Source organism: Pseudomonas mucidolens (assembly GCF_900106045.1).
In the GTDB taxonomy this organism is placed as follows: Bacteria; Pseudomonadota; Gammaproteobacteria; order Pseudomonadales; family Pseudomonadaceae; genus Aquipseudomonas; species Aquipseudomonas mucidolens.
Map to the genome: position 1 here is coordinate 1985046 of NZ_LT629802.1, position 19384 is coordinate 2004429.

Here is a 19384-nt window from a genome sequence, read left to right on the forward strand (position 1 = left end):
ATGCACCTGCTCAGGACCCAGCCCGGCGGATTCGTTGCCGATGACAACATCGCCGACCTCGGACAGACCCCAGCCGAGTTGGTGATCCTGTGCAGTGGCGACTCCAGTCTGGCATTGCTGGCGGAGGCGGCGCGGCAGTTGCCCGAGGATTATCCGAGCCTGCGCCTGGCCAATCCGATGCAGGTGCAGAATCATGCGTCGGTCGATCTGTATGTCGACGAGGTGCTGCGCCATGCCAAGCTCATCCTGATTTCGCTGCATGGCGGCATTGGGTACTGGCGCTACGGCATTCAGCGTCTGGTGGAACTGGCGGAGCAGGGCGTACAACTGATTCTGGTGCCAGGCGATGACCGGCCCGACCCGGAACTCAGCAGCCTGAGCACCGTCGATGCCGAGACGCGCGATCGCTTGTGGCAGTTCCTGCGCCAAGGCGGTCTGGGCAATGCGTTGAATTTTTATGGCTGCCTGGCAGCCGGCCAATTGGGCCGCGCTTACCCCTGGTGCGAACCGCAGATCCTGCCGCGCACAGCGATTTATCATCCACGCCACGCCCATGCCGGGCTGAGCGATTGGCAGGCGGACTGGCAAGCCGAGCGTCCGGTGGCGGCGGTGTTGTTCTACCGCTCGCATTTGCAGGCGGCCAATACCGCCTTCATTGATGTGTTTTGCCAGCGCTTGCAGGCTTCGGGACTCAACCCGTTGCCGATGGCGGTGGCCAGTTTGAAGGAGCCCGGCTGCCTCGCGGTGGTTGAGGACCTGCTGGATGAAGTCCAGGCATCGGTGATTCTGAATACCACCGGTTTTGCCCAGTCCAGCCCTGAAGCGCCGCATCTACGGCCGTTTCGGCGCAATATACCGGTGATCCAGGCGATTTGTGCCCAGGACAATGAGCCGGGTTGGCGAGCCAGCGAGCAGGGCCTTGGTCCGCGTGACCTGGCGATGCACATTGCTTTGCCAGAGCTGGACGGTCGCATCATTAGCCGGCCCATCAGCTTCAAGGACCTTGCCTGGCGCAGCGAGCGCAGTCAGTCGGACGTGGTGTGCTATCGGGCTGTAGCGGAACGCATGGATTTTGTCGCTGAACTGGCGCGGCGTTGGGTTGACCTGGCACAGGTGCCAAACCCGCAAAAGCGCATCGCATTGATTCTCGCCAACTACCCGACCCGTGATGGCCGCATCGGCAATGGCGTGGGCCTGGACACCCCGGCCACCGCGTTGAATATTCTCCGTGCGCTGCAAGCCGAAGGGTATCCGCTGCCGCAGGTGTTACCGGACAGCGGCACGGCGTTGATTCAGCAACTGCTGGGTGGCGTGAGCAACGACCTCGACAGCCTGGACCTGCGCCCCTGCCATCAAAGTCTGGGGTTGGACGACTACGACGCCCTGTTCAATCAGATGCCCGAAGCCAATCGCGCCGCAGTGTTGGCGCGCTGGGGCACGCCGGAGCATGACCCGATGTTCCGTGACGGCCGCCTGATGATCGCCGGCGTGCGCTTTGGCCTGACCTTTGTCGGTATTCAGCCCGCCCGCGGCTATCAGGTGGACGCCAGCGCGGTGTATCACGACCCGGACCTGGTGCCACCCCACGCGTATCTGGCCTTCTACTTCTGGTTACGCCAGGCCTACGGCGCCCATGCGCTGATTCATGTGGGTAAGCACGGCAACCTGGAGTGGCTGCCGGGCAAGGGCGTTGGACTTTCCGAGCGTTGCTGGCCGGATGTGCTGCTCGGCCCGCTGCCCAATATCTATCCATTTATTGTCAATGACCCGGGCGAGGGCGCCCAGGCCAAGCGCCGCACCCAGGCAGTGATCATCGATCACCTGATGCCACCGCTGACCCGCGCTGAAACCTACGGGCCATTGCGTAATCTGGAGCTGTTGGCCGATGAGTATTACGAAGCGCAGTTGCTCGACCCACGACGTGCCAGGGAGCTGCAAAAAGACATTCTGCGACTGGTACGCGAGACGCGTATCGACCAGGAACTGATGCTCGATGCCGACCTCGACAGCGACGCCGACGCGGCGATCTGGCTGCCACGCCTGGACACTTACCTGTGCGACCTGAAGGAATCGCAGATCCGCGGCGGCCTGCACATCTTCGGCGAGTCCCCCGCAGGTCGGTTGCGTATCGACACCTTGCTGGCGCTGTCGCGCATTCCCCGTGGCGACGGCCGAGGCCCGCAAGCGAGTCTGCTGCGGGTCCTGGCCAAAGCCTTCGAACTGGACTTCGATCCACTGGATTGCGCCTTGGCCGAACCCTGGACCGGGCGCCGTCCCGAGGCGTTGCAGAAGATTGACTCACAGTTATGGCGCACGGCGGGCGACACCCGCGAGCGTCTGGAGTTGTACGCGACGAGCTTGATCGAACACAGCCTAGAAGGGGTGGTCGCGCAACTCGATGAGCCTGGCTGGCAAGACGTCAAGGCGGTGACGGACAGCGTGCGCAGTGTGCTCGCACCACGCCTGGACGCCTGTGGGCCGGCAGAAATACGCGGTTTGCTGGATGCTCTGGCCGGGCGTTTTGTACCGGCCGGCCCCAGTGGCGCGCCGAGCCGTGGGCGCCTGGATGTGCTACCCACCGGGCGCAATTTTTTCTCGGTGGACGTGCGCAATCTGCCGACCACCACCGCCTGGCGCCTTGGCTTTCAGTCGGCAAGCCTGATTCTGGAACGGCATCTGCAAGACCATGGCGATCACTTGCGCCAACTGGGCTTGTCGGTGTGGGGCACCGCCACCATGCGCACCGGCGGTGATGACATCGCCCAGGCCATGGCACTGATGGGCGTGCGTCCGGTATGGGCCACCGGCAGTCAACGGGTGGATGACTTCGAGATCCTGCCACTGAGCCTGCTCGACCGCCCGCGAGTTGATGTCACTTTGCGGGTGTCCGGCTTTTTCCGCGACGCGTTTGCCAACCTGATCCGCCTGTTCGATGCGGCGGTGCAAGCCGTGGCGGCGTTGGATGAACCGGATGACATGAACCCGCTGGCCGCCAAGGTGCGCAGCGAGCGTGAGGCTTTGTGCCGGTCCGGGCTGGATGAGGACACGGCAGCTAAACAGGCCGGCTGGCGGATCTTCGGAGCAAAACCCGGCGCCTATGGTGCAGGCGTGCAGGGCGCGATCGATGGGCGCTTGTGGCAAAGTCGTGCGGATTTGGCGCGGGTCTACTTGGACTGGGGCGCGTATGCCTATGGCGGCAGCGACGAAGGCAGCGCCGCGGGCGAGCCATTCGCCCGGCGCCTGAGCCAGATACAAGCGGTGCTGCAGAACCAGGACAATCGCGAGCACGACCTGCTCGACTCCAATGATTACTACCAATTCCAGGGCGGCATGCTCGCTGCCGTGGAAACCCTGAGCGGGACCCAGGCTGCCAGTTATCATGGCGATCATAGCCAGCCGGACCTGCCAAAAATTCGTACGTTAAAGGAAGAGCTGAACCGGGTGATTCGTTCGCGGGCAGCCAATCCCAAGTGGATTGAAGGGGTCAAGCGCCATGGCTATAAAGGTGCGTTCGAGATGGCCGCGACCGTGGACAATTTGTTTGCCTTCGATGCCACCACGGCGCTGATCGACGATCATCAATATGCATTGCTGGCCGATGCCTATTTACTCGACCCCGACACCCGCGCGTTTGTCCAACAGCACAACCCCGATGCCTTGCGCGACATGACCGAACGCATGCTGGAAGCCCAGCAGCGCGGTATGTGGCAGGACCCGGGAGCCTATCGAGAGGCGCTGGAGAATGTGTTGTTGGATATAGAGGAAGAGGGTTGAGGTGGTTTTGGAAGATGCACTTACTACGACGTGAGCGATTTTCTTTGAATCTATAATCGACTCGGTCGTTCAGGTCGCTCATTTTTTTTGCACACATCGGCAAGTCCCCTCGCCCCTTTGGGGAGAGGGTTAGGGTGAGGGGGGCGATCCGCCTGCCCCACCACAAAAAAGCAACCCACTGAGACTCAGCAATGAACGATACACCTCATTTCCCACTGTCTGCCGTAGTGGGCGCCGACAACCTGAAACTGGCGCTGTGCCTCACTGCCATCGACCCGAAGATCGGTGGCGTGTTGATCGAGGGCCCACGTGGCATGGCCAAGTCCACACTGGCCCGCGGCCTGGCGGATTTGCTAGCCAGCGGGCAGTTCGTCACGCTGCCGCTGGGCGCCACCGAAGAGCGCCTGGTGGGCACGCTTGACCTTGACGCGGCATTGGCCGAAGGACGCGCGCAATTTTCTCCCGGTGTACTGGCCAAGGCCGATGGTGGCGTGTTGTACGTCGATGAAGTCAATCTGTTGCCCGATCACTTGGTGGACCTGCTGCTGGATGTCGCCGCGAGCGGTATCAATCTGATTGAGCGCGACGGTATTTCCCACCGGCATTCAGCGCGTTTCGTACTGATTGGCACGATGAACCCCGAAGAAGGTGAGTTGCGCCCGCAATTGCTTGATCGATTTGGTTTCAGCGTGGCGTTGAGTGGCCGGACGCTGCCCGACGAACGCGGGCAGATCATCCGTCGACGGCTGGACTTTGACAGCGATGCACAGGGTTTCTGCACGCAGTGGGCAGGTCCCCAAGCAGCACTGCGCCAGCGTTGCACCGAGGCACGCGCAGCGCTGGACAGCATTGCGCTGGATGACCATGCATTGACGCAGATTACTGAGCGTTGTTTTGCGGCGGGCGTCGATGGGTTGCGTGCGGACCTGGTGTGGCTGCGCGGCGCGCGTGCCCATGCCGCATGGCGCGGCGCGACAGCGATCAGCGGGGAGGATATCGACGCGGTAGCGGAGTTCGCCTTGCGTCACCGACGCCAGGAACAATCGTCCCCCGCGAGCCCGCCCGATGCAACACCAGCGACACCGCCCTTGAAGCGCCCTGAAGGGCAAGGCCAGGGGCAGGGCCAATGGGGTGAAATGCCCGCACCCGCGTTGCCCACAGGCGCACGACGGGAAGTACCCAACTGGCCAAAAAAGCCCTAGGCATTCGTCCTCGACCTGACGCGGGGGCGGATGCCCGGCCCAAGGCGGGCCGATTGCACAAGGGCAGGCAAGGGCCGGCGCGCGACAGCGTCGAAGGCGCGATCAATTGGCCGGGTACCTTGCTGGCTGGACGTCCGCAACGCCGGGAAGATGTGGTGTATCGACTGCGCAGCCGCTCGCCCCATGAGCTATGGCTGGTGATTGTCGACGCCTCGGCCTCCACCCGCCGCCATCAGGCGTTGCGTGATGCCAAGGGTTTACTGGCTCAAGTGTTTGACGATGCTTATCGGCAGCGCGCGCGAATGGCACTGTTGACGGTCAGCGGCCAATCGCCCCAATGGCACGTGCAGGGATTGAAGGCCGCGAAAGGTTTGGCGAGTTGGCTGGAAGGGCTCGGCGCTGGTGGCGGCACGCCGTTGCTCGGGGCGTTGGCTGAGGCCGGGCATTGGTTGCGGGGTCGACGCAAGCGCTATCCGGCGGAGCGCCAGCGGTTGCTGGTGGTGACCGATGGGCGACTCAAGGATATTTCCGGGTTACCGGATTTGGACTGTCCGGGATTGTTGGTGGATATCGAGCGGGGACCGATCAGGTTGGGCCGGGGTCAAGTGCTTGCAGCCGGGTTGGGGGTTGATTATCGGCATATCGATACGCTCTAGAGCTTGGGTTGTCGGCATGGGTGCCCAAGATCAAAATCAACAGCACGGCGTGCTGTTTTTTGCGACCGAATTCCCCCCTTGTAGGAGCGAGCTTGCTCGCGAAGATCGTCAACGATGACGCGGAAAATCTGCTACCCCGAGGCGCCCTCAGGTTTTTCGCGAGCAAGCTCGCTCCTACATTAGAAGTTAGAAGGCGACCTCTCCACAAGACTCAACCCGCCCCCGGCACATTCGGCCAAAGGTCCGCCACCAGAAACAAGCGCTCGGCTTCTTCCCAATCCTCACCGTTCTGAACCAGCCGCACCAACAACTGCGCCGGCGCCATCGGATCAAGGTCCGCCAGCCACCCTTGCATCCGCTCATCACTCCACACCTCATTTGCCTCGTAGTGAGCGGGGGCCAGCCAGGCATGCCGCGGCAGAGGTTGCCAGCGACCCGGCGGACTGCCCCTGACAAAGTCCAGCCAGTCGCGCTGATGCAACCAACGCCCTCGCAGATGCCTGGGGTGGGCGCCCATTGGCGGCTCGGCCTGGCCGGGCCACGGATACAACAAATAGCCTCCCAACCACAGTTGCGCATCGAACTGGCGGATATCCAGCGCCGCCAGCACTTCACGGCTTTCCGGACGTGCAGAAATCGGCAACTGATGCTGGACCAGATGCGCCAGCTTGCGGTCGAGGCGATCGTGGCAGCCCGGTCCCAGCCACTGCGCCGAGTCCTGGCCGTGGCCATCCTGCGGGCCCAGATAGAGCTTGATCGCCAGTTCCAGGTGGTGCGCCCCGTCACGGTCTCGCAGCAGCATGTCCAGCTCGCCCAGGGTGTGGCCGGCTTGGCGAATGGGCAGGTTGGCCGCCAGCAACTCGACACCGGGTGCGTGTTGCACGGCAAATTGCCACAATCGCTCGTAATACAGGCCCAGGCGTCGGGTGCGGGCCTGGCTCAACCAGTGCTGAAGGAGGTGACTGTCGTGGTCCAGCTGCCTGAGCCAGCGCTCCAGTTGATCGGGCGCCTGCACCCAGTCGCTGCCCGCCAGCGGATGACGTTGCGGCCAGGGCGTTTGTGCGAGCATTGGCGGTGCAATGATCACCCACGCCAGATCACGCACCTCAGGGTGACGCAATTGACGGGGCAAGTGCTGCAAGTCAGCGAACAAAGTCATGCTGCGAGCATAGCCGTTTACGCGCCAGTGCGGGATCGCCGGTGGCATGCAAAACCGCTGGCGTCTGGGCCGCTCGGGCACAAAGGATTTTGTCTAACGGCGCCTTTCGCCCATAATCGTTCTTTTTGCCAGACCCCGACCCTCGCAGGAGCCCCATGGAGCAATTTCGCAATATCGGCATCATCGGTCGCTTGGGCAGTACCCAAGTGCTGGACACCGTCCGCCGGCTGAAAACGTTTCTGCTCGAGCGCCACCTGCATGTGATCCTCGAAGACACCATCGCCGAGATTCTGCCCGGCCACGGCCTGCAGACGTCGTCGCGCAAGATGCTCGGTGAAGTGTGCGACATGGTGATCGTGGTCGGTGGCGACGGTAGCCTGCTGGGCGCGGCCCGGGCCTTGGCGCGGCATAATGTGCCGGTGCTGGGGATCAATCGGGGCAGCCTGGGTTTTCTCACGGATATCCGCCCCGACGAGTTGGAAGTGGAAGTGGCCAAGGTCCTCGACGGTCATTATCTGGTGGATAACCGTTTCCTGCTGCAGGCCGAAGTACGCCGCCACGGCGAAGCCATCGGCCAGGGCGATGCCCTGAATGACGTGGTGCTGCACCCTGGCAAGTCGACGCGGATGATCGAGTTCGAACTGTATATCGACGGCCAGTTTGTCTGCAGCCAGAAGGCCGATGGCCTGATCGTCGCCACGCCCACCGGGTCAACCGCCTACGCGCTGTCGGCGGGTGGTCCGATCATGCATCCCAAGCTCGACGCCATTGTGATCGTGCCGATGTACCCCCATATGTTGTCCAGCAGGCCCATCGTGGTCGACGGCAACAGTGAGTTGAAAATCGTGGTCTCCAAAGACATGCAGATTTACCCGCAAGTCTCCTGCGACGGGCAGAATCACTTCACCTGCGCGCCGGGTGACACGATCACTGTGAGCAAAAAAGCGCAGAAACTGCGGTTGATCCACCCGCTGGACCACAACTACTACGAAGTCTGCCGGACCAAGCTGGGCTGGGGCAGCCGCTTGGGGGGTGGAGGCGACTGATGCTCGATCCCGCGCGTAGCTACGACCTGATTGGTGACGTGCATGGTTGTGCTCATACCCTTGAGCACTTGCTCGACCAAATGGGTTATCACAAGCAAGGCGGCGCCTGGCGCCACCCATCACGAATGGCGGTGTTCCTCGGCGATATCATCGACCGTGGCCCGCGTATCCGCGAGGCGCTGCATATCGTCCACGACATGGCCGAAGCCGGCCAGGCGCTGTGCCTCATGGGCAACCATGAATTCAATGCCCTCGGCTGGACGACGCCGGCCCCACCGGGCAGCGGCAAGCAGTTTGTGCGCGAACACAACCCGCGTCACGCACGGCTGATTCAGGAGACCCTGACTCAGTTCGAACACCACCCGGACGACTGGCACGATTTTCTCGGCTGGTTCTACGACATGCCGCTGTTCGTTGATGCCGGGCGCTTTCGGGTGGTGCATGCATGCTGGGACGACAGCTTTATCGAACCGCTGCGTGCAACGTTCGCGGATGGCTGTATCGACCAGCATTTCTTGCAAGCCGCCGCCGTGCCGGGCAGTTTTGCCTGCAATGCGTTTGACCGTTTGCTGCGCGGCACGGACATGCGCCTGCCGCACGGGTTGACGCTGACCGGCGGCGATGGCCTGACGCGCTCGTTCTTTCGCACCAAGTTCTGGGAAGACGACCCGAAAACCTACGGTGATATCGTCTTTCAGCCGGATGCCTTGCCTGACCCCGTGGCACGCACGCCATTGACGTCGAGCGAAAAAAACTCGCTGCTGCGTTATGGCGTCGATGAACCCTTGTTGTTTGTCGGCCATTACTGGCGCAGCGGCAAACCAGCGCCGATCCGTCCGAATCTGGCTTGCCTGGATTACAGCGCGGTGCTGTACGGCAAGCTGGTCGCCTATCGCCTGGATCAGGAAAGCCGCCTCGACCCGAGCAAGTTCGTCTGGGTCGATGTCGAGCGTCCGGAGGTCATTTCATGAGCACCGTAGCGGTATTGCGCTTGCCACTGAGCGTGGATTTGGGCGGCTTTATCACGCTTTTGCAGCGCATGCAGGTGCCCCATCGCGTCAGCGAAGAAGCGGGGGAGCAAGTGCTGTGGGTGCCTGACGCCATCAGCGACGATGTGCGTAGCCTGTATCAGCGTTTTCCGGGCGGCGACCCGGATCAGCAGTTGGATATTCCCCAGCAACCGGGCGTCAAGCGCCCTGGGTTTATCCAGCAACTGCGCCATAGCCCGTTGACCGCCGTCATTTTGCTGCTCAGCCTGATCGTCGGTGCCGCAACAATGCTGGGCGACAACCTGCAGGCCATGAGTTGGTTGACGTTCCTGCAGTTCCGCGTCGCCGGTGAATACCTGTATTTCACGCCGCTGGCCGACAGTCTGGCCGCGGGGCAGTGGTGGCGGCTGGTCACACCGATGCTGATTCACTTTGGCATCCTGCACCTGGCCATGAATGGCATGTGGTACTGGGAGCTGGGGCGGCGTATCGAGTCGCGCCAGGGCAGTATCAACTTGCTCGGCCTGACGCTGCTGTTCAGCCTGGTTTCCAACTACGCTCAATACACGTTCGGCGGCCCCGGTCTGTTTGGTGGCTTGTCCGGTGTCTTGTATGGCCTGCTCGGGCATTGCTGGATTTATCAGATGCTTTCGCCCAATCCAGCCTATCGCTTGCCCCGTGGGGTGCTGGTGATGATGCTGGTATGGCTGTTGCTTTGCCTGTCGGGCCTGGTCTCGATGATCGGTTTCGGCGAAATCGCCAATGCGGCCCATGTCGGCGGGTTGCTCGTCGGTTGCTTCACCGGTTTGCTGGGCGGGCTGTACAGCCGCCGCAAACGGACCTCTTGAATATCACCTATCGGGTTAAGGAAGAGTCTTATGTCCTCTTTTGCTGAAATGATCGAAAACATCACGCCGGACATTTACCAGAGCCTCAAGCTCGCCGTGGAAATCGGCAAATGGTCGGATGGGCGCAAACTCAGCGCCGAGCAGCGCGAATTGTCCCTGCAGGCGATGATCGCCTGGGAAATCCAGAATCTGCCCGAGGACCAGCGGACCGGTTACATGGGCCCGCAGGAATGCCAGTCGAAGTCGACGAGCGTGGAAAATATTCTGTTCAAGTCGGATGCCATCCATTGATCGAGATTGGCCGTGGTGCAGTCAGCAAGATGTCGGCGCAACTGGGGACGCCGACCGTTCAATACGCTTTTCGCCTGGGTGACAGCGAGGTGCCGGTCAATCCGTTGATCGGCACGACCGTGCGCCTGGAATACCTGGGAGCGATCCATTGCACCCATTGCGGACGCAAGACCAAGACCAGTTTCAGCCAGGGATATTGCTATCCGTGCATGACTAAACTGGCGCAGTGCGATCTGTGCATCATGAGCCCCGAACGCTGCCATTTCGATGCCGGCACCTGCCGCGATCCGGCCTGGGGCGAAAAGTTCTGCATGACCGATCATGTGGTGTACCTGGCCAACTCGTCGGGGATCAAGGTCGGCATTACCCGTGCCACGCAGCTGCCGACCCGCTGGCTGGATCAGGGCGCGAGCCAGGCGCTGCCGATCATGCGCGTGGCCACGCGTCAGCAGTCGGGCTTCGTTGAAGATGTGTTGCGCAGCCAGGTGGCCGACAAAACCAACTGGCGTGCATTGCTCAAGGGCGACGCGCCTGCCGTGGACCTCAAACAGGTGCGCGACGAACTGTTTGCCTCCTGCGCCGACGGGTTGCTGCAATTACAGGAACGCTTTGGCCTGCAAGCCATCCAAACCGTGACGGATATCGAACCGCTCGAAATACGCTACCCGGTGGAGCAGTATCCCGCCAAGATCGTCAGCTTCAATCTGGACAAGAACCCGATTGCCGAAGGCACGCTGATGGGGATCAAGGGCCAATACCTGATCTTCGACACCGGCGTTATCAACATTCGTAAATACACGGCTTACCAGCTCGCCGTGCATCAGTAGAAGGATTCGACGCATGCGCACCGAACAAGCGAAGATGATTTATTTAAAGGACTATCAGGCGCCCGACTACCTGATTGACGAGACGCACCTGACCTTCGAGTTGTTCGAGGACCACAGCCTGGTCCACGCGCAGCTGGTAATGCGCCGCAATCCCGAGCGTGGCGAAGGCCTGCCGCCATTGGTACTGGATGGCCAGCAGCTGGAGTTGCTATCAGTCAGCCTGGGCGACCGGGAACTGAGCAGCGCCGACTATCAATTGACGGATAGCCAACTGACCCTGCAGCCGACCAGCGACAGTTTTACCCTGGACACCAGCGTCAGGATTCACCCGGAAACCAACACCGCCCTGGAAGGCCTGTACAAATCCGGCGGCATGTTCTGCACCCAGTGCGAAGCCGAAGGCTTTCGCAAGATCACCTATTATCTGGACCGCCCGGACGTGATGAGCACGTTCACCACCACGGTCATCGCCGAGCAGCACAGCTACCCGGTGCTGCTGTCCAATGGCAACCCGATTGCCAGCGGTCCTGGCGACGATGGTCGGCACTGGGCCACCTGGGAAGACCCGTTCAAGAAACCGGCCTACCTGTTTGCCCTGGTCGCCGGTGACTTGTGGTGCGTTGAAGATACCTTCACCACCATGACCCAACGCACCGTGGCCCTGCGCATCTACGTCGAGCCGGAAAACATCGACAAGTGCCAGCACGCCATGAGCAGCCTGAAAAAGTCCATGCGCTGGGACGAGGAGGTCTATGGCCGTGAATACGACCTGGACATCTTCATGATCGTCGCGGTCAACGACTTCAACATGGGCGCCATGGAGAACAAGGGCCTCAATATCTTCAACTCCAGCGCCGTGCTGGCCCGGGCCGAAACCGCCACCGATGCCGCGCACCAGCGGGTCGAAGCCATCGTCGCCCACGAGTACTTCCATAACTGGTCGGGCAACCGCGTGACCTGCCGCGACTGGTTCCAGTTGTCGCTCAAGGAAGGCTTCACGGTGTTCCGCGATTCGGGCTTTTCCGCCGACATGAACTCGGCGACGGTCAAGCGCATCCAGGATGTGGCTTACCTGCGCACCCACCAATTCGCCGAAGATGCCGGCCCCATGGCTCACGCCGTGCGCCCGGAAAGCTTTATCGAAATCTCCAACTTCTACACCCTGACCGTGTATGAAAAAGGCTCCGAAGTCGTCGGCATGATCCACACCTTGCTGGGTGCCGAAGGTTTCCGCAAAGGCAGCGACCTGTACTTTGAACGCCACGACGGCCAGGCCGTGACCTGCGACGACTTCATCAAGGCCATGGAAGACGCAAATGGCGCCGACCTCACACAATTCAAACGCTGGTACAGCCAGGCCGGCACGCCACGCCTGGCGGTAAGCGAGTCCTACGATGGCGCGGCAAAAACCTACAGCCTGACCTTCCGCCAGAGCTGCCCGCAAACCCCGGACAAGATGGAAAAACTGCCGTTCGTGATTCCAGTCGAACTGGGGCTGCTGGACGGCAAGGGCGCTGATATGCCGCTGCGCCTGAGTGGCGAAGCGGCGGCGCTCGGTACGTCGCGCGTATTGTCGGTGACCGAGGCCGAGCAGACCTTTACCTTCGTCGATATTGCCGAACAGCCGCTGCCTTCTCTGCTTCGCGGTTTCTCGGCGCCGGTGAAGCTGAACTTCCCTTACAGCCGCGACCAATTGATGTTCCTGATGCAGCACGACAGCGATGGCTTCAATCGCTGGGAGGCGGGCCAGCAACTGTCGGTGCAGGTCGTACAGGAACTCATTGCCGAGTATCAGCAGGGCAAGACCCTGGTGCTGGATCAGCGCTTGATCACGGCACTGCGCAGCGTGTTGAGCGATGAAAGCCTGGATCAGGCAATGGTCGCGGAAATGCTTTCGTTGCCGGGTGAGGCCTATCTGGCGGAAATCAGTGAAGTGGCCGATGTCGACGCCATCCACGCTGCCCGCGAGTTTGCGCGCAAGCAACTGGCCGACAACCTGTTCGAAAGCCTGTGGCTGCGTTACCAGGCCAATCGGGACCTGTCCAGGAAAACCCCTTATGTCGCCAGCGCCGAGCATTTCGCGCGCCGTGCCCTGCAGAATATCGCGCTGTCCTACCTGATGCTCAGCGGCAAGCCTGAAGTGCTGGACGCGACCCTGGAACAGTTCGATACCTGCGACAACATGACCGAGCGCCTGACGGCGCTGGCGGTACTGGTCAATTCGCCTTTTGAAGAGCAAAAGGCCAAGGCCCTGGCGGTGTTCGCCGAGAACTTCAAGGACAACCCGCTGGTGATGGATCAGTGGTTCAGCGTTCAGGCCGGCAGTCCGTTGCCCGGCGGCCTGGAGCGGGTCAAGACGTTGATGCGACACCCTGCGTTCAACCTGAAGAACCCGAACAAGGTACGTGCGCTGATCGGGGCATTCGCCGGCCAGAACCTGATCAACTTCCACGCCGCCGATGGCGCTGGCTACCGTTTCCTGGCGGATCTGGTGATCGAGTTGAACGCCCTCAACCCGCAGATTGCTTCGCGGCAGTTGGCGCCGTTGACGCGCTGGCGCAAATACGACAGCGCCCGTCAGGCGCTGATGAAGGCCGAACTGGAGCGCATTCTTGGCGCGGGCGGGCTGTCCAGCGATGTATTTGAAGTGGTCAGCAAAAGCCTGGCGTAAGGGCGTGTGCGGCGGCTTGCTGGGGACAGGCAAGCCGCCACTGTTGGCGTTTGACCGGCGGCTAATCGGTTGTGCACGCAGCCGTGCTCCTGACACTTTCTGACGATCCTCTCTGATAAGCTGCGGCCACCTCTCAGCTCCCAAGCGTGATGCACGTGTCGCGAACCACTCGTCTACTGACCTTGTTGCAAGTCCTGCGTGGCAAGAAACGCCCGGTAACCGCTGCTGTGCTGGCTGCAGAGCTGGAGGTTTCCGAGCGCACGCTGTATCGGGATATCGCGGAACTGTCCGCGTTGGGCGCACCGATTCATGGTGAGGCGGGGATCGGTTATGTATTGCGCAGCGGGTTGTTCCTGCCGCCGTTGATGCTCAACGCCGACGAGACTGAAGCCATCGTGTTGGGCTTGCGTTATGTCGATCAGCGTGGCGATGAGGTCTTGAGTCAGGCCGCAGCTGACGCGTTGGCAAAAATCGCCGCGGTACTTGATCCCGCCTCCCAGGAGGCTTTGCGCAACCCGACGTTGCTGCCAGGGCCATCTGGCTATGGATACCCGCAGAATACTGTGCCGCTCAACGTGTTTCGCCAGGCGATTCGCAGCCAGGCCAAGTTGCAGATTGACTATTCGGATGCCGCTCAAACGTCCAGCCAACGCCTGATCTGGCCGCTGGCCCTGGGTTTTCTCAACGAAGCGCGGGTGATTGTGGCGTGGTGCGAGTTGCGGGGCGCCTATCGTACCTTCCGTACCGACCGGATCGCGGCTGCCGCTGAACACGGGGAACGCTATCCGGGACGACGCAGCGACTGGCTGCGAGAATGGCGCAAGCTGATGGAACAACAGAATGAGTCAGCACCGTTCACTCCTGACAAGAATTGACACAGACCTGTCTTAGGATGGCTCCAGAAATCATCAACAAGGAGTTGTCAGCATGTCCAGACCCACCTCTCAGTTGGCCCCGGCCATTGCGACTTATATCGCCGCCGCCAATGCTGGCGATGCCTCGGCGGTGGTTGAGTGTTTTGCCGAAGAAGCCAATGTCTTCGATGAAGGTCAGCACCAGGTCGGCAGGGCGGCGATAGCCCGCTGGATGGAAGACACCGGACGTCGATATCAGCCGAAAGTCCAGATACTGGATGTCCAGCAGCGCACCGGCAAAGTGCTGGTGAACAATCTGGTCAGCGGCAGTTTTCCCGGAAGCCCGCTGGAACTGCGCTACACCTTTCGGCTCAATGAACGAGGCCAGATCGTGCGTCTGGACATTTCCCCGTAGCACGGCGTTCGTGCTGGACGATGATCATGGCATACTGCCCTGTATGACGTTCGACTCACCACTCGCCGCTTATCAACATGCCCTGACTGCTGGCTTTGTCTCTGACGCTGCCCAGCGTCAGGCGGTGCAGGCCTTGCAGGACTGCCACCAAGCCTTGCATCAGGGCCGAGCACCTGTCGGTGGGGTTTATCTGTGGGGCCCGGTGGGGCGTGGCAAGACCTGGCTGATGGATCAGTTCCATCAGAGCTTGCGGGTGCCGGCGCGGCGCCAGCACTTCCATCACTTCATGGGTTGGGTGCACCAACGCTCGTTCCAGTTGATCGGTACCCCCGATCCGCTAAAGGCCTTGGCTCGCGAATTGAGTCTGGAGGTACGGGTACTGTGTTTCGACGAGCTGTTCGTCAATGACATCGGTGATGCGATCATTCTTGGTCGCCTGTTTCAGGTGATGTTCGAAGAAGGCGTGGTGATGGTCTGTACCTCCAACCAACCGCCGCAGCAGTTATACGCCGATGGCTTCAATCGCGAACGTTTTCTGCCGGCTATCGAAGCGCTCAAGGCGAATATGCGGGTGGTGGCTGTCGACGGCGATGAAGATCATCGCTTGCACCCGGGGACTCGGCTGCAACGCTACTGGGTCAACCAGCCTGAAGCGCTGGCACAGATGTTTCTAGGCTTGAGCCAGGGGCAATCCAGCAGCAATGGCCCCATCGTTGTCGGCTCGCGCCACATTGCTGTGGTGAAAGCCAGCGATACGGTCTTATGGTGTCGCTACGCCGAGGTGTGTGAGCAAGCGCTGTCCGCCATCGACTTCATGCAGTTGTGTGATCGCTATACGGCGATTTTGCTGAGCGAAGTTCCGGCCTTGAGCGCGCAAATGCGCCCGGGGCGAATTGCCCGGGGGACCGAGGACGCAGCGTTGCGTGTGGAGGCGGGGGACCGCGAACTGCCGGCGTTATCAGTCCACGACGACAGCGTCCGGCGCTTCATCGCCCTGGTTGACGAATGTTACGACCGCAAAGTGCCGCTGTTCATTGAGGCCAGGCTGCCCTTGGAGGAGCTTTACACCGAGGGGTATCTGAGTTTTGCGTTCCGTCGCACCCTCAGTCGTTTGCAGGAGATGCAGTTGCAGCGTTTCGGACAATCATGACTGCCAGGTCAGTAGGCGAGCACCGCGCTTGTTACTATTTTCCTGCACCAAGATGTAGTTAATCTCCTTCATCTAACGCCGGCCTCGCGCTTACAATCGATGTTCCAGGGGAGGTCATCCCCACACAGCTGTTATCGAGGAAGGAAATGGAAGCCGCAGAAATACTGGTGCTGCAAGCCAGCTACAGCAATCCTGTACATGCCGAGGCCGTTGGTCGCTTGCTGAACCACTACGCACAAGATCCAATGGGCGGTGGCCAAGCCTTGCCAGCGGATCTCCTGCAACAACTACCCGCTGAGTTGGCCAAGCGCCCGCATGCTTTCAGTGTCCTGGCCTTTGTGGGGGGCGAACCGGCAGGTCTGGTGAATTGCTTTGAAGGCTTCTCGACGTTTGCCTGTCGTCCATTGGTCAATGTGCACGATGTGGTAGTCATGGATCGGTACCGTGGCCTGGGGCTGAGTCAGAAGATGCTGCAAAAGGTCGAGGAAATCGCTCGCCAGCGGGGGTGCTGCAAGATCACCCTGGAGGTATTGGAGGGCAATGCGGTGGCGCAAGGTTCCTACCGTAAGTTCGGATTTGACGACGCGGTATATGATCCCGAGCATGGTCGCATGTTGTTCTGGAACAAGTCTCTTTAACCATCAAGATTAACTCAGTGTTAACACTTCTGTTGAAGTGGACGTTAATGGTTGGCTGAATGGCCCTTGCAATAACTTGACGCAAATTTAGTGCTGGATAATTATTATCGGAAATAAAAAAGGCGCCCGATAAACGGGCGCCAAATCAACCTTCGCCATCAGAGCGGAATGGCGCAGGGTAGGGCGCATCACATCAGCTGGAATGTTCGCTATCGCGGCTTTGCTCCGAGACATCCGAGTCGGACGGCTGGGCGTCGCTGGAAGCGGTCTGTTCGGCGCTGCCGTGGGTTTCTTCCTGGATGAAACTGAAGTTGTTGTAGAACTCCTTGACGCGCTCCGAGCCACCTTCGGCGAAAGCGGCAGCGGAGGTCAGGCTCATCAGGCCAGCAAGCATCAACGTCGAGCTTTTCATTGCGTGTATTCCCGGTAAAAATGATCGAATATCTGTACCGTCCTTGATCAGATTTGTGGGAGTAGTTTGTAGGATGTTTATTAAGTGGGAGTTAACTTGCAAGTGCCTCCAAGTTAACCACTTCGCTAACTTGGGGGCAGGAAAGGTGAGCGCTTAGATTTTCCAGTCCAAACTTAGCGTCATCGTGCGTGGGTCACCCCAATAGACGCCATTGTAGAAGCCGACGTTGTTGTAATATTTCTTATCGAAAAGATTGTTCACGTTCAACGACGCCGACAGGTTTTTGTCGAATTCGTAACGCGACATAAGATTCACCACCGCGTAAGCCTCCTGACGAATAGCCGTGCTCTGGGTGATGAGCTTTCCATCGGTGCCTCGCCCAACCGGACGCTGGGCATGACGATAGATGTCGCTCTGCCAGTTGACACCGGCGCCGACGGTCAACCCGCGCCACTGTCCCGGCAAGCGATAGGTGGTCGAAGCACGCAGCAGATTGAGGGGTTGGGCGGTGTTATTGCGTTCCTTGTCGCCGTTCACCGAGTGCGTATAGGTATAGCCCGCCTTCACGTTCCAGTCGGCGCGTAATTCTCCGGAAAGCTCCACTTCAAAACCTTGTACCTTGTTACCTTTACCGCCGGATTTGTAGTACTCCTCGCCTTGGGGGCCTGGCGGTACTGAGTCGTCAATTTCCGCCACATTGTCCTGGATCGTCCTGAATACAGCGCTGGAGAATGTCAGTCGGTCATTCAGCATGCTGCCTTTCAAGCCGATCTCGTAGCTTCTGCCAACAATCGGTTCAAGATACTTGTTGCTCACATCCTGTTCGGTCTGTGGCTTGAAGATGTCGGTGTAGCTGGCGTAAACGGTGAAATCCTGGTTGATGTCATAGAGCAAGCCTGCATAGGGCGTCCATACGTCCTTTTGGGTCTGGCCGCTGTGATTGATGCGTACCAATTGCCGGTCTTTATACTCGTAGCTTGAGCTGCTGGTTTTCCAGCTGCCATAACGACTGCCGAGCACGGCATGCCAGTTGTCACTCAAGGAGAGGCGTGTCGCCAGGTAGCCGGCTTTTTGATAAGTGCTGGCCGTGTCGCCGTTCTGATCGGTGGTCTCATCGGCAAACTCCGGGATATCACCCGTGTTGGCCCAGTCTGGAATGTGCAGATAGTCGACCGGCAACTTGCCACTGACGATGTACGGCGAGGAATCCCGGTGGCGGGCCTGGCCGTAACCGAACATGGCTTCGTGTTCACGGCCTAGTAAGGAGTAGGAACCCGCGACGTTGAAGTCCACGGCATCCATTTTGTCATCACCCTTGAAGTGTCTGCTGTAGGCACTGATGCCGCTGCGGTCGGGATTCGGATAGCCGCCGCCGCCGTAGTACACCTTGCCATCGGTTTCACTTTCGCGATGGGTGTAGGCCGCCTTCAAACGCCAGTCGTTGCTCAGGCGTTGGTCCAGGGTTGCGAACAGCGTACGGTCGGTAAGCGGCCAATTACTCCATGAGGTGGTGATGTTGTTCGAGCGCGGCATGTTGGCCTTGCCGCCCAACGAATTCCAGTAGGGCACGCTCCCCCAGGTTGCGCCTTCAATCTGCTTGTCCTGGTAGTCATAACCTACCGCGAGAACCGTGTCTTCAGTCAGGTCGGCTTCCAGAATGCCGTAGCCCACCTTGCGTTCCAGCGCATAACGATCGCGGAAGGACTTGCTGTCGCGATAGGCCAGCACCGTACGCCCGCGCAAACGTCCGTCGAACCCCAGCGGCCCGCCGACATCGACGTAGCTGTAGTAATTATCATAGCTGCCGGCGCTGGCGCCGACCTTGGCTGCCCAATCAGCGGTGGGACGCTTGCGCACCATATTGATGGTGCCTGACGGGTCGCCCGCGCCGGTGGTCAGGCCGGTGGCACCACGCACCACTTCAATGCGGTCATAGATGATCGTGTCGGAATCCGATTTCAAACCGGAGAACGTGTTGAGCATTCCGTCGATCTGGAAGTTCTGGATGCTGTAGCCCCGGGAATAGAAGTTGAAACGCTCGGAGTCGTTGCGCTGCACCACCACGCCCGTGGTCTGGTTCATCACCTCGCTCAATGAACCGAGCTTGAAGTCATCCATCTGTTGGCGAGTGACCACCGAAACCGATTGCGGGGTTTCCTTGATCGAGAGATTCAGCCGTGTCGCGGTGCTCATGGCACCTGTCGTATAGGATCCGGTGTCTTCGGTGGCGGAGCCAAGGTTGTCGGCGGTGATATGGGTGCTGACCAGCTCCAGGACGCTGGCGGAATCGTTGCGTTCTCGAGTGACGGCGTTTTCAGCCAGTAAATCCGGGCTCAGTACCCCGCTGAAAAGCCCGACAGTCAAGGTCATGGAACGGGTAATAGGCGCGAACATCGCGGCGAACTCCTTGTCGTCTATGAAAAAATGCCATTGGCACAAAGACGAAAGGAGC

16 protein-coding genes and 1 pseudogene are annotated in these 19384 nt (G+C 60.2%); 14 read left to right on the forward strand and 3 right to left on the reverse strand.

Annotation, left to right across the window (positions count from 1 at the left end):
- The 4 genes and pseudogenes from cobN to BLU75_RS27825 all read left to right on the forward strand — a co-directional run.
- On the forward strand, positions 1-3774 hold the full coding sequence (gene cobN, locus BLU75_RS09385) for a cobaltochelatase subunit CobN (RefSeq protein WP_084380864.1): 3774 nt from the start codon (positions 1-3) through the stop codon (positions 3772-3774).
- 191 nt (positions 3775-3965) lie between these two features.
- On the forward strand, positions 3966-4976 hold the full coding sequence (locus BLU75_RS09390) for an ATP-binding protein (protein WP_084380865.1): 1011 nt from the start codon (positions 3966-3968) through the stop codon (positions 4974-4976).
- 53 nt (positions 4977-5029) lie between these two features.
- Entirely contained in the window at positions 5030-5632 is a 603-nt protein-coding gene (locus BLU75_RS09395; protein WP_084380866.1) for a vWA domain-containing protein, read from the forward strand.
- 92 nt (positions 5633-5724) lie between these two features.
- Positions 5725-5814: pseudogene (locus tag BLU75_RS27825) on the forward strand (outer membrane lipoprotein carrier protein LolA); the annotation flags it as partial.
- Positions 5815-5843: 29 nt separating this feature from the next.
- On the opposite strand, the gene BLU75_RS09405 reads toward BLU75_RS27825, so the two are convergent.
- The gene (locus BLU75_RS09405) at positions 5844-6791 is read right to left on the reverse strand and encodes a DUF1853 family protein (RefSeq protein WP_084380882.1); all 948 of its coding nucleotides are present in this window, start codon (positions 6789-6791) and stop codon (positions 5844-5846) included.
- Positions 6792-6946: 155 nt separating this feature from the next.
- On the opposite strand from BLU75_RS09405, the gene BLU75_RS09410 reads away from it, so the two are divergent.
- The 10 genes from BLU75_RS09410 (at position 6947) to BLU75_RS09455 (ending at position 16520) form a co-directional block, all read left to right on the forward strand.
- On the forward strand, positions 6947-7837 hold the full coding sequence (locus BLU75_RS09410) for an NAD(+) kinase (protein ID WP_084380868.1): 891 nt from the start codon (positions 6947-6949) through the stop codon (positions 7835-7837).
- A complete protein-coding gene (locus BLU75_RS09415; protein WP_084380869.1) occupies positions 7837-8808 on the forward strand; it encodes a metallophosphoesterase in 972 nt (323 codons plus the stop codon). The genes BLU75_RS09410 and BLU75_RS09415 overlap by 1 nt, the downstream gene beginning before the upstream one ends.
- Positions 8805-9674, forward strand: a complete 870-nt coding sequence (locus BLU75_RS09420; RefSeq protein ID WP_084380870.1) for a rhomboid family intramembrane serine protease — start codon at positions 8805-8807, stop codon at positions 9672-9674. The genes BLU75_RS09415 and BLU75_RS09420 overlap by 4 nt, the downstream gene beginning before the upstream one ends.
- A gap of 30 nt (positions 9675-9704) precedes the next feature.
- Positions 9705-9965: a YeaC family protein gene (locus tag BLU75_RS09425; protein ID WP_084380871.1), complete on the forward strand. Its 261-nt coding sequence runs from the start codon at positions 9705-9707 to the stop codon at positions 9963-9965.
- Positions 9962-10792: a DUF2797 domain-containing protein gene (locus tag BLU75_RS09430; RefSeq protein ID WP_090221431.1), complete on the forward strand. Its 831-nt coding sequence runs from the start codon at positions 9962-9964 to the stop codon at positions 10790-10792. The genes BLU75_RS09425 and BLU75_RS09430 overlap by 4 nt, the downstream gene beginning before the upstream one ends.
- Before the next feature lie 13 nt (positions 10793-10805).
- Positions 10806-13463 (forward strand): aminopeptidase N, encoded by a 2658-nt coding sequence (gene pepN / locus BLU75_RS09435; RefSeq protein ID WP_084380873.1) that lies wholly within the window; start codon positions 10806-10808, stop codon positions 13461-13463.
- 155 nt (positions 13464-13618) lie between these two features.
- Positions 13619-14338: a helix-turn-helix transcriptional regulator gene (locus tag BLU75_RS09440; RefSeq protein WP_084380883.1), complete on the forward strand. Its 720-nt coding sequence runs from the start codon at positions 13619-13621 to the stop codon at positions 14336-14338.
- 52 nt (positions 14339-14390) lie between these two features.
- Positions 14391-14732, forward strand: coding sequence for a nuclear transport factor 2 family protein (locus tag BLU75_RS09445; RefSeq protein WP_084380874.1), 342 nt, complete (start codon positions 14391-14393; stop codon positions 14730-14732).
- Positions 14733-14775: 43 nt separating this feature from the next.
- Positions 14776-15882, forward strand: a complete 1107-nt coding sequence (zapE, locus tag BLU75_RS09450; RefSeq protein WP_084380875.1) for a cell division protein ZapE — start codon at positions 14776-14778, stop codon at positions 15880-15882.
- Positions 15883-16028: 146 nt separating this feature from the next.
- The gene (locus tag BLU75_RS09455) at positions 16029-16520 is read left to right on the forward strand and encodes a GNAT family N-acetyltransferase (protein WP_084380876.1); all 492 of its coding nucleotides are present in this window, start codon (positions 16029-16031) and stop codon (positions 16518-16520) included.
- A gap of 193 nt (positions 16521-16713) precedes the next feature.
- On the opposite strand, the gene BLU75_RS09460 is transcribed toward BLU75_RS09455, so the two are convergent.
- Both BLU75_RS09460 and BLU75_RS09465 read right to left on the reverse strand, forming a co-directional pair.
- Positions 16714-16932: a hypothetical protein gene (locus BLU75_RS09460; protein WP_084380877.1), complete on the reverse strand. Its 219-nt coding sequence runs from the start codon at positions 16930-16932 to the stop codon at positions 16714-16716.
- Between the two features lie 153 nt (positions 16933-17085).
- The gene (locus BLU75_RS09465; RefSeq protein WP_084380878.1) at positions 17086-19326 is read right to left on the reverse strand and encodes a TonB-dependent siderophore receptor; all 2241 of its coding nucleotides are present in this window, start codon (positions 19324-19326) and stop codon (positions 17086-17088) included.
- Positions 19327-19384: the final 58 nt, after the last annotated feature.

Bases quoted from the DNA above. Each gene is read 5' to 3' on its own strand.
- BLU75_RS09460 (WP_084380877.1), bottom strand. From the start codon at position 16,932: ATGAAAAGCTCGACGTTGATGCTTGCTGGCCTGATGAGCCTGACCTCC.
- BLU75_RS09390 (WP_084380865.1), top strand. From the start codon at position 3,966: ATGAACGATACACCTCATTTCCCACTGTCTGCCGTAGTGGGCGCCGAC.
- BLU75_RS09420 (WP_084380870.1), top strand. From the start codon at position 8,805: ATGAGCACCGTAGCGGTATTGCGCTTGCCACTGAGCGTGGATTTGGGC.
- BLU75_RS09425 (WP_084380871.1), top strand. From the start codon at position 9,705: ATGTCCTCTTTTGCTGAAATGATCGAAAACATCACGCCGGACATTTAC.
- BLU75_RS09405 (WP_084380882.1), bottom strand. From the start codon at position 6,791: ATGACTTTGTTCGCTGACTTGCAGCACTTGCCCCGTCAATTGCGTCAC.
- BLU75_RS09410 (WP_084380868.1), top strand. From the start codon at position 6,947: ATGGAGCAATTTCGCAATATCGGCATCATCGGTCGCTTGGGCAGTACC.
- cobN (WP_084380864.1), top strand. From the start codon at position 1: ATGCACCTGCTCAGGACCCAGCCCGGCGGATTCGTTGCCGATGACAAC.
- BLU75_RS09445 (WP_084380874.1), top strand. From the start codon at position 14,391: ATGTCCAGACCCACCTCTCAGTTGGCCCCGGCCATTGCGACTTATATC.
- pepN (WP_084380873.1), top strand. From the start codon at position 10,806: ATGCGCACCGAACAAGCGAAGATGATTTATTTAAAGGACTATCAGGCG.
- BLU75_RS09415 (WP_084380869.1), top strand. From the start codon at position 7,837: ATGCTCGATCCCGCGCGTAGCTACGACCTGATTGGTGACGTGCATGGT.
- BLU75_RS09465 (WP_084380878.1), bottom strand. From the start codon at position 19,326: ATGTTCGCGCCTATTACCCGTTCCATGACCTTGACTGTCGGGCTTTTC.
- zapE (WP_084380875.1), top strand. From the start codon at position 14,776: ATGACGTTCGACTCACCACTCGCCGCTTATCAACATGCCCTGACTGCT.
- BLU75_RS09455 (WP_084380876.1), top strand. From the start codon at position 16,029: ATGGAAGCCGCAGAAATACTGGTGCTGCAAGCCAGCTACAGCAATCCT.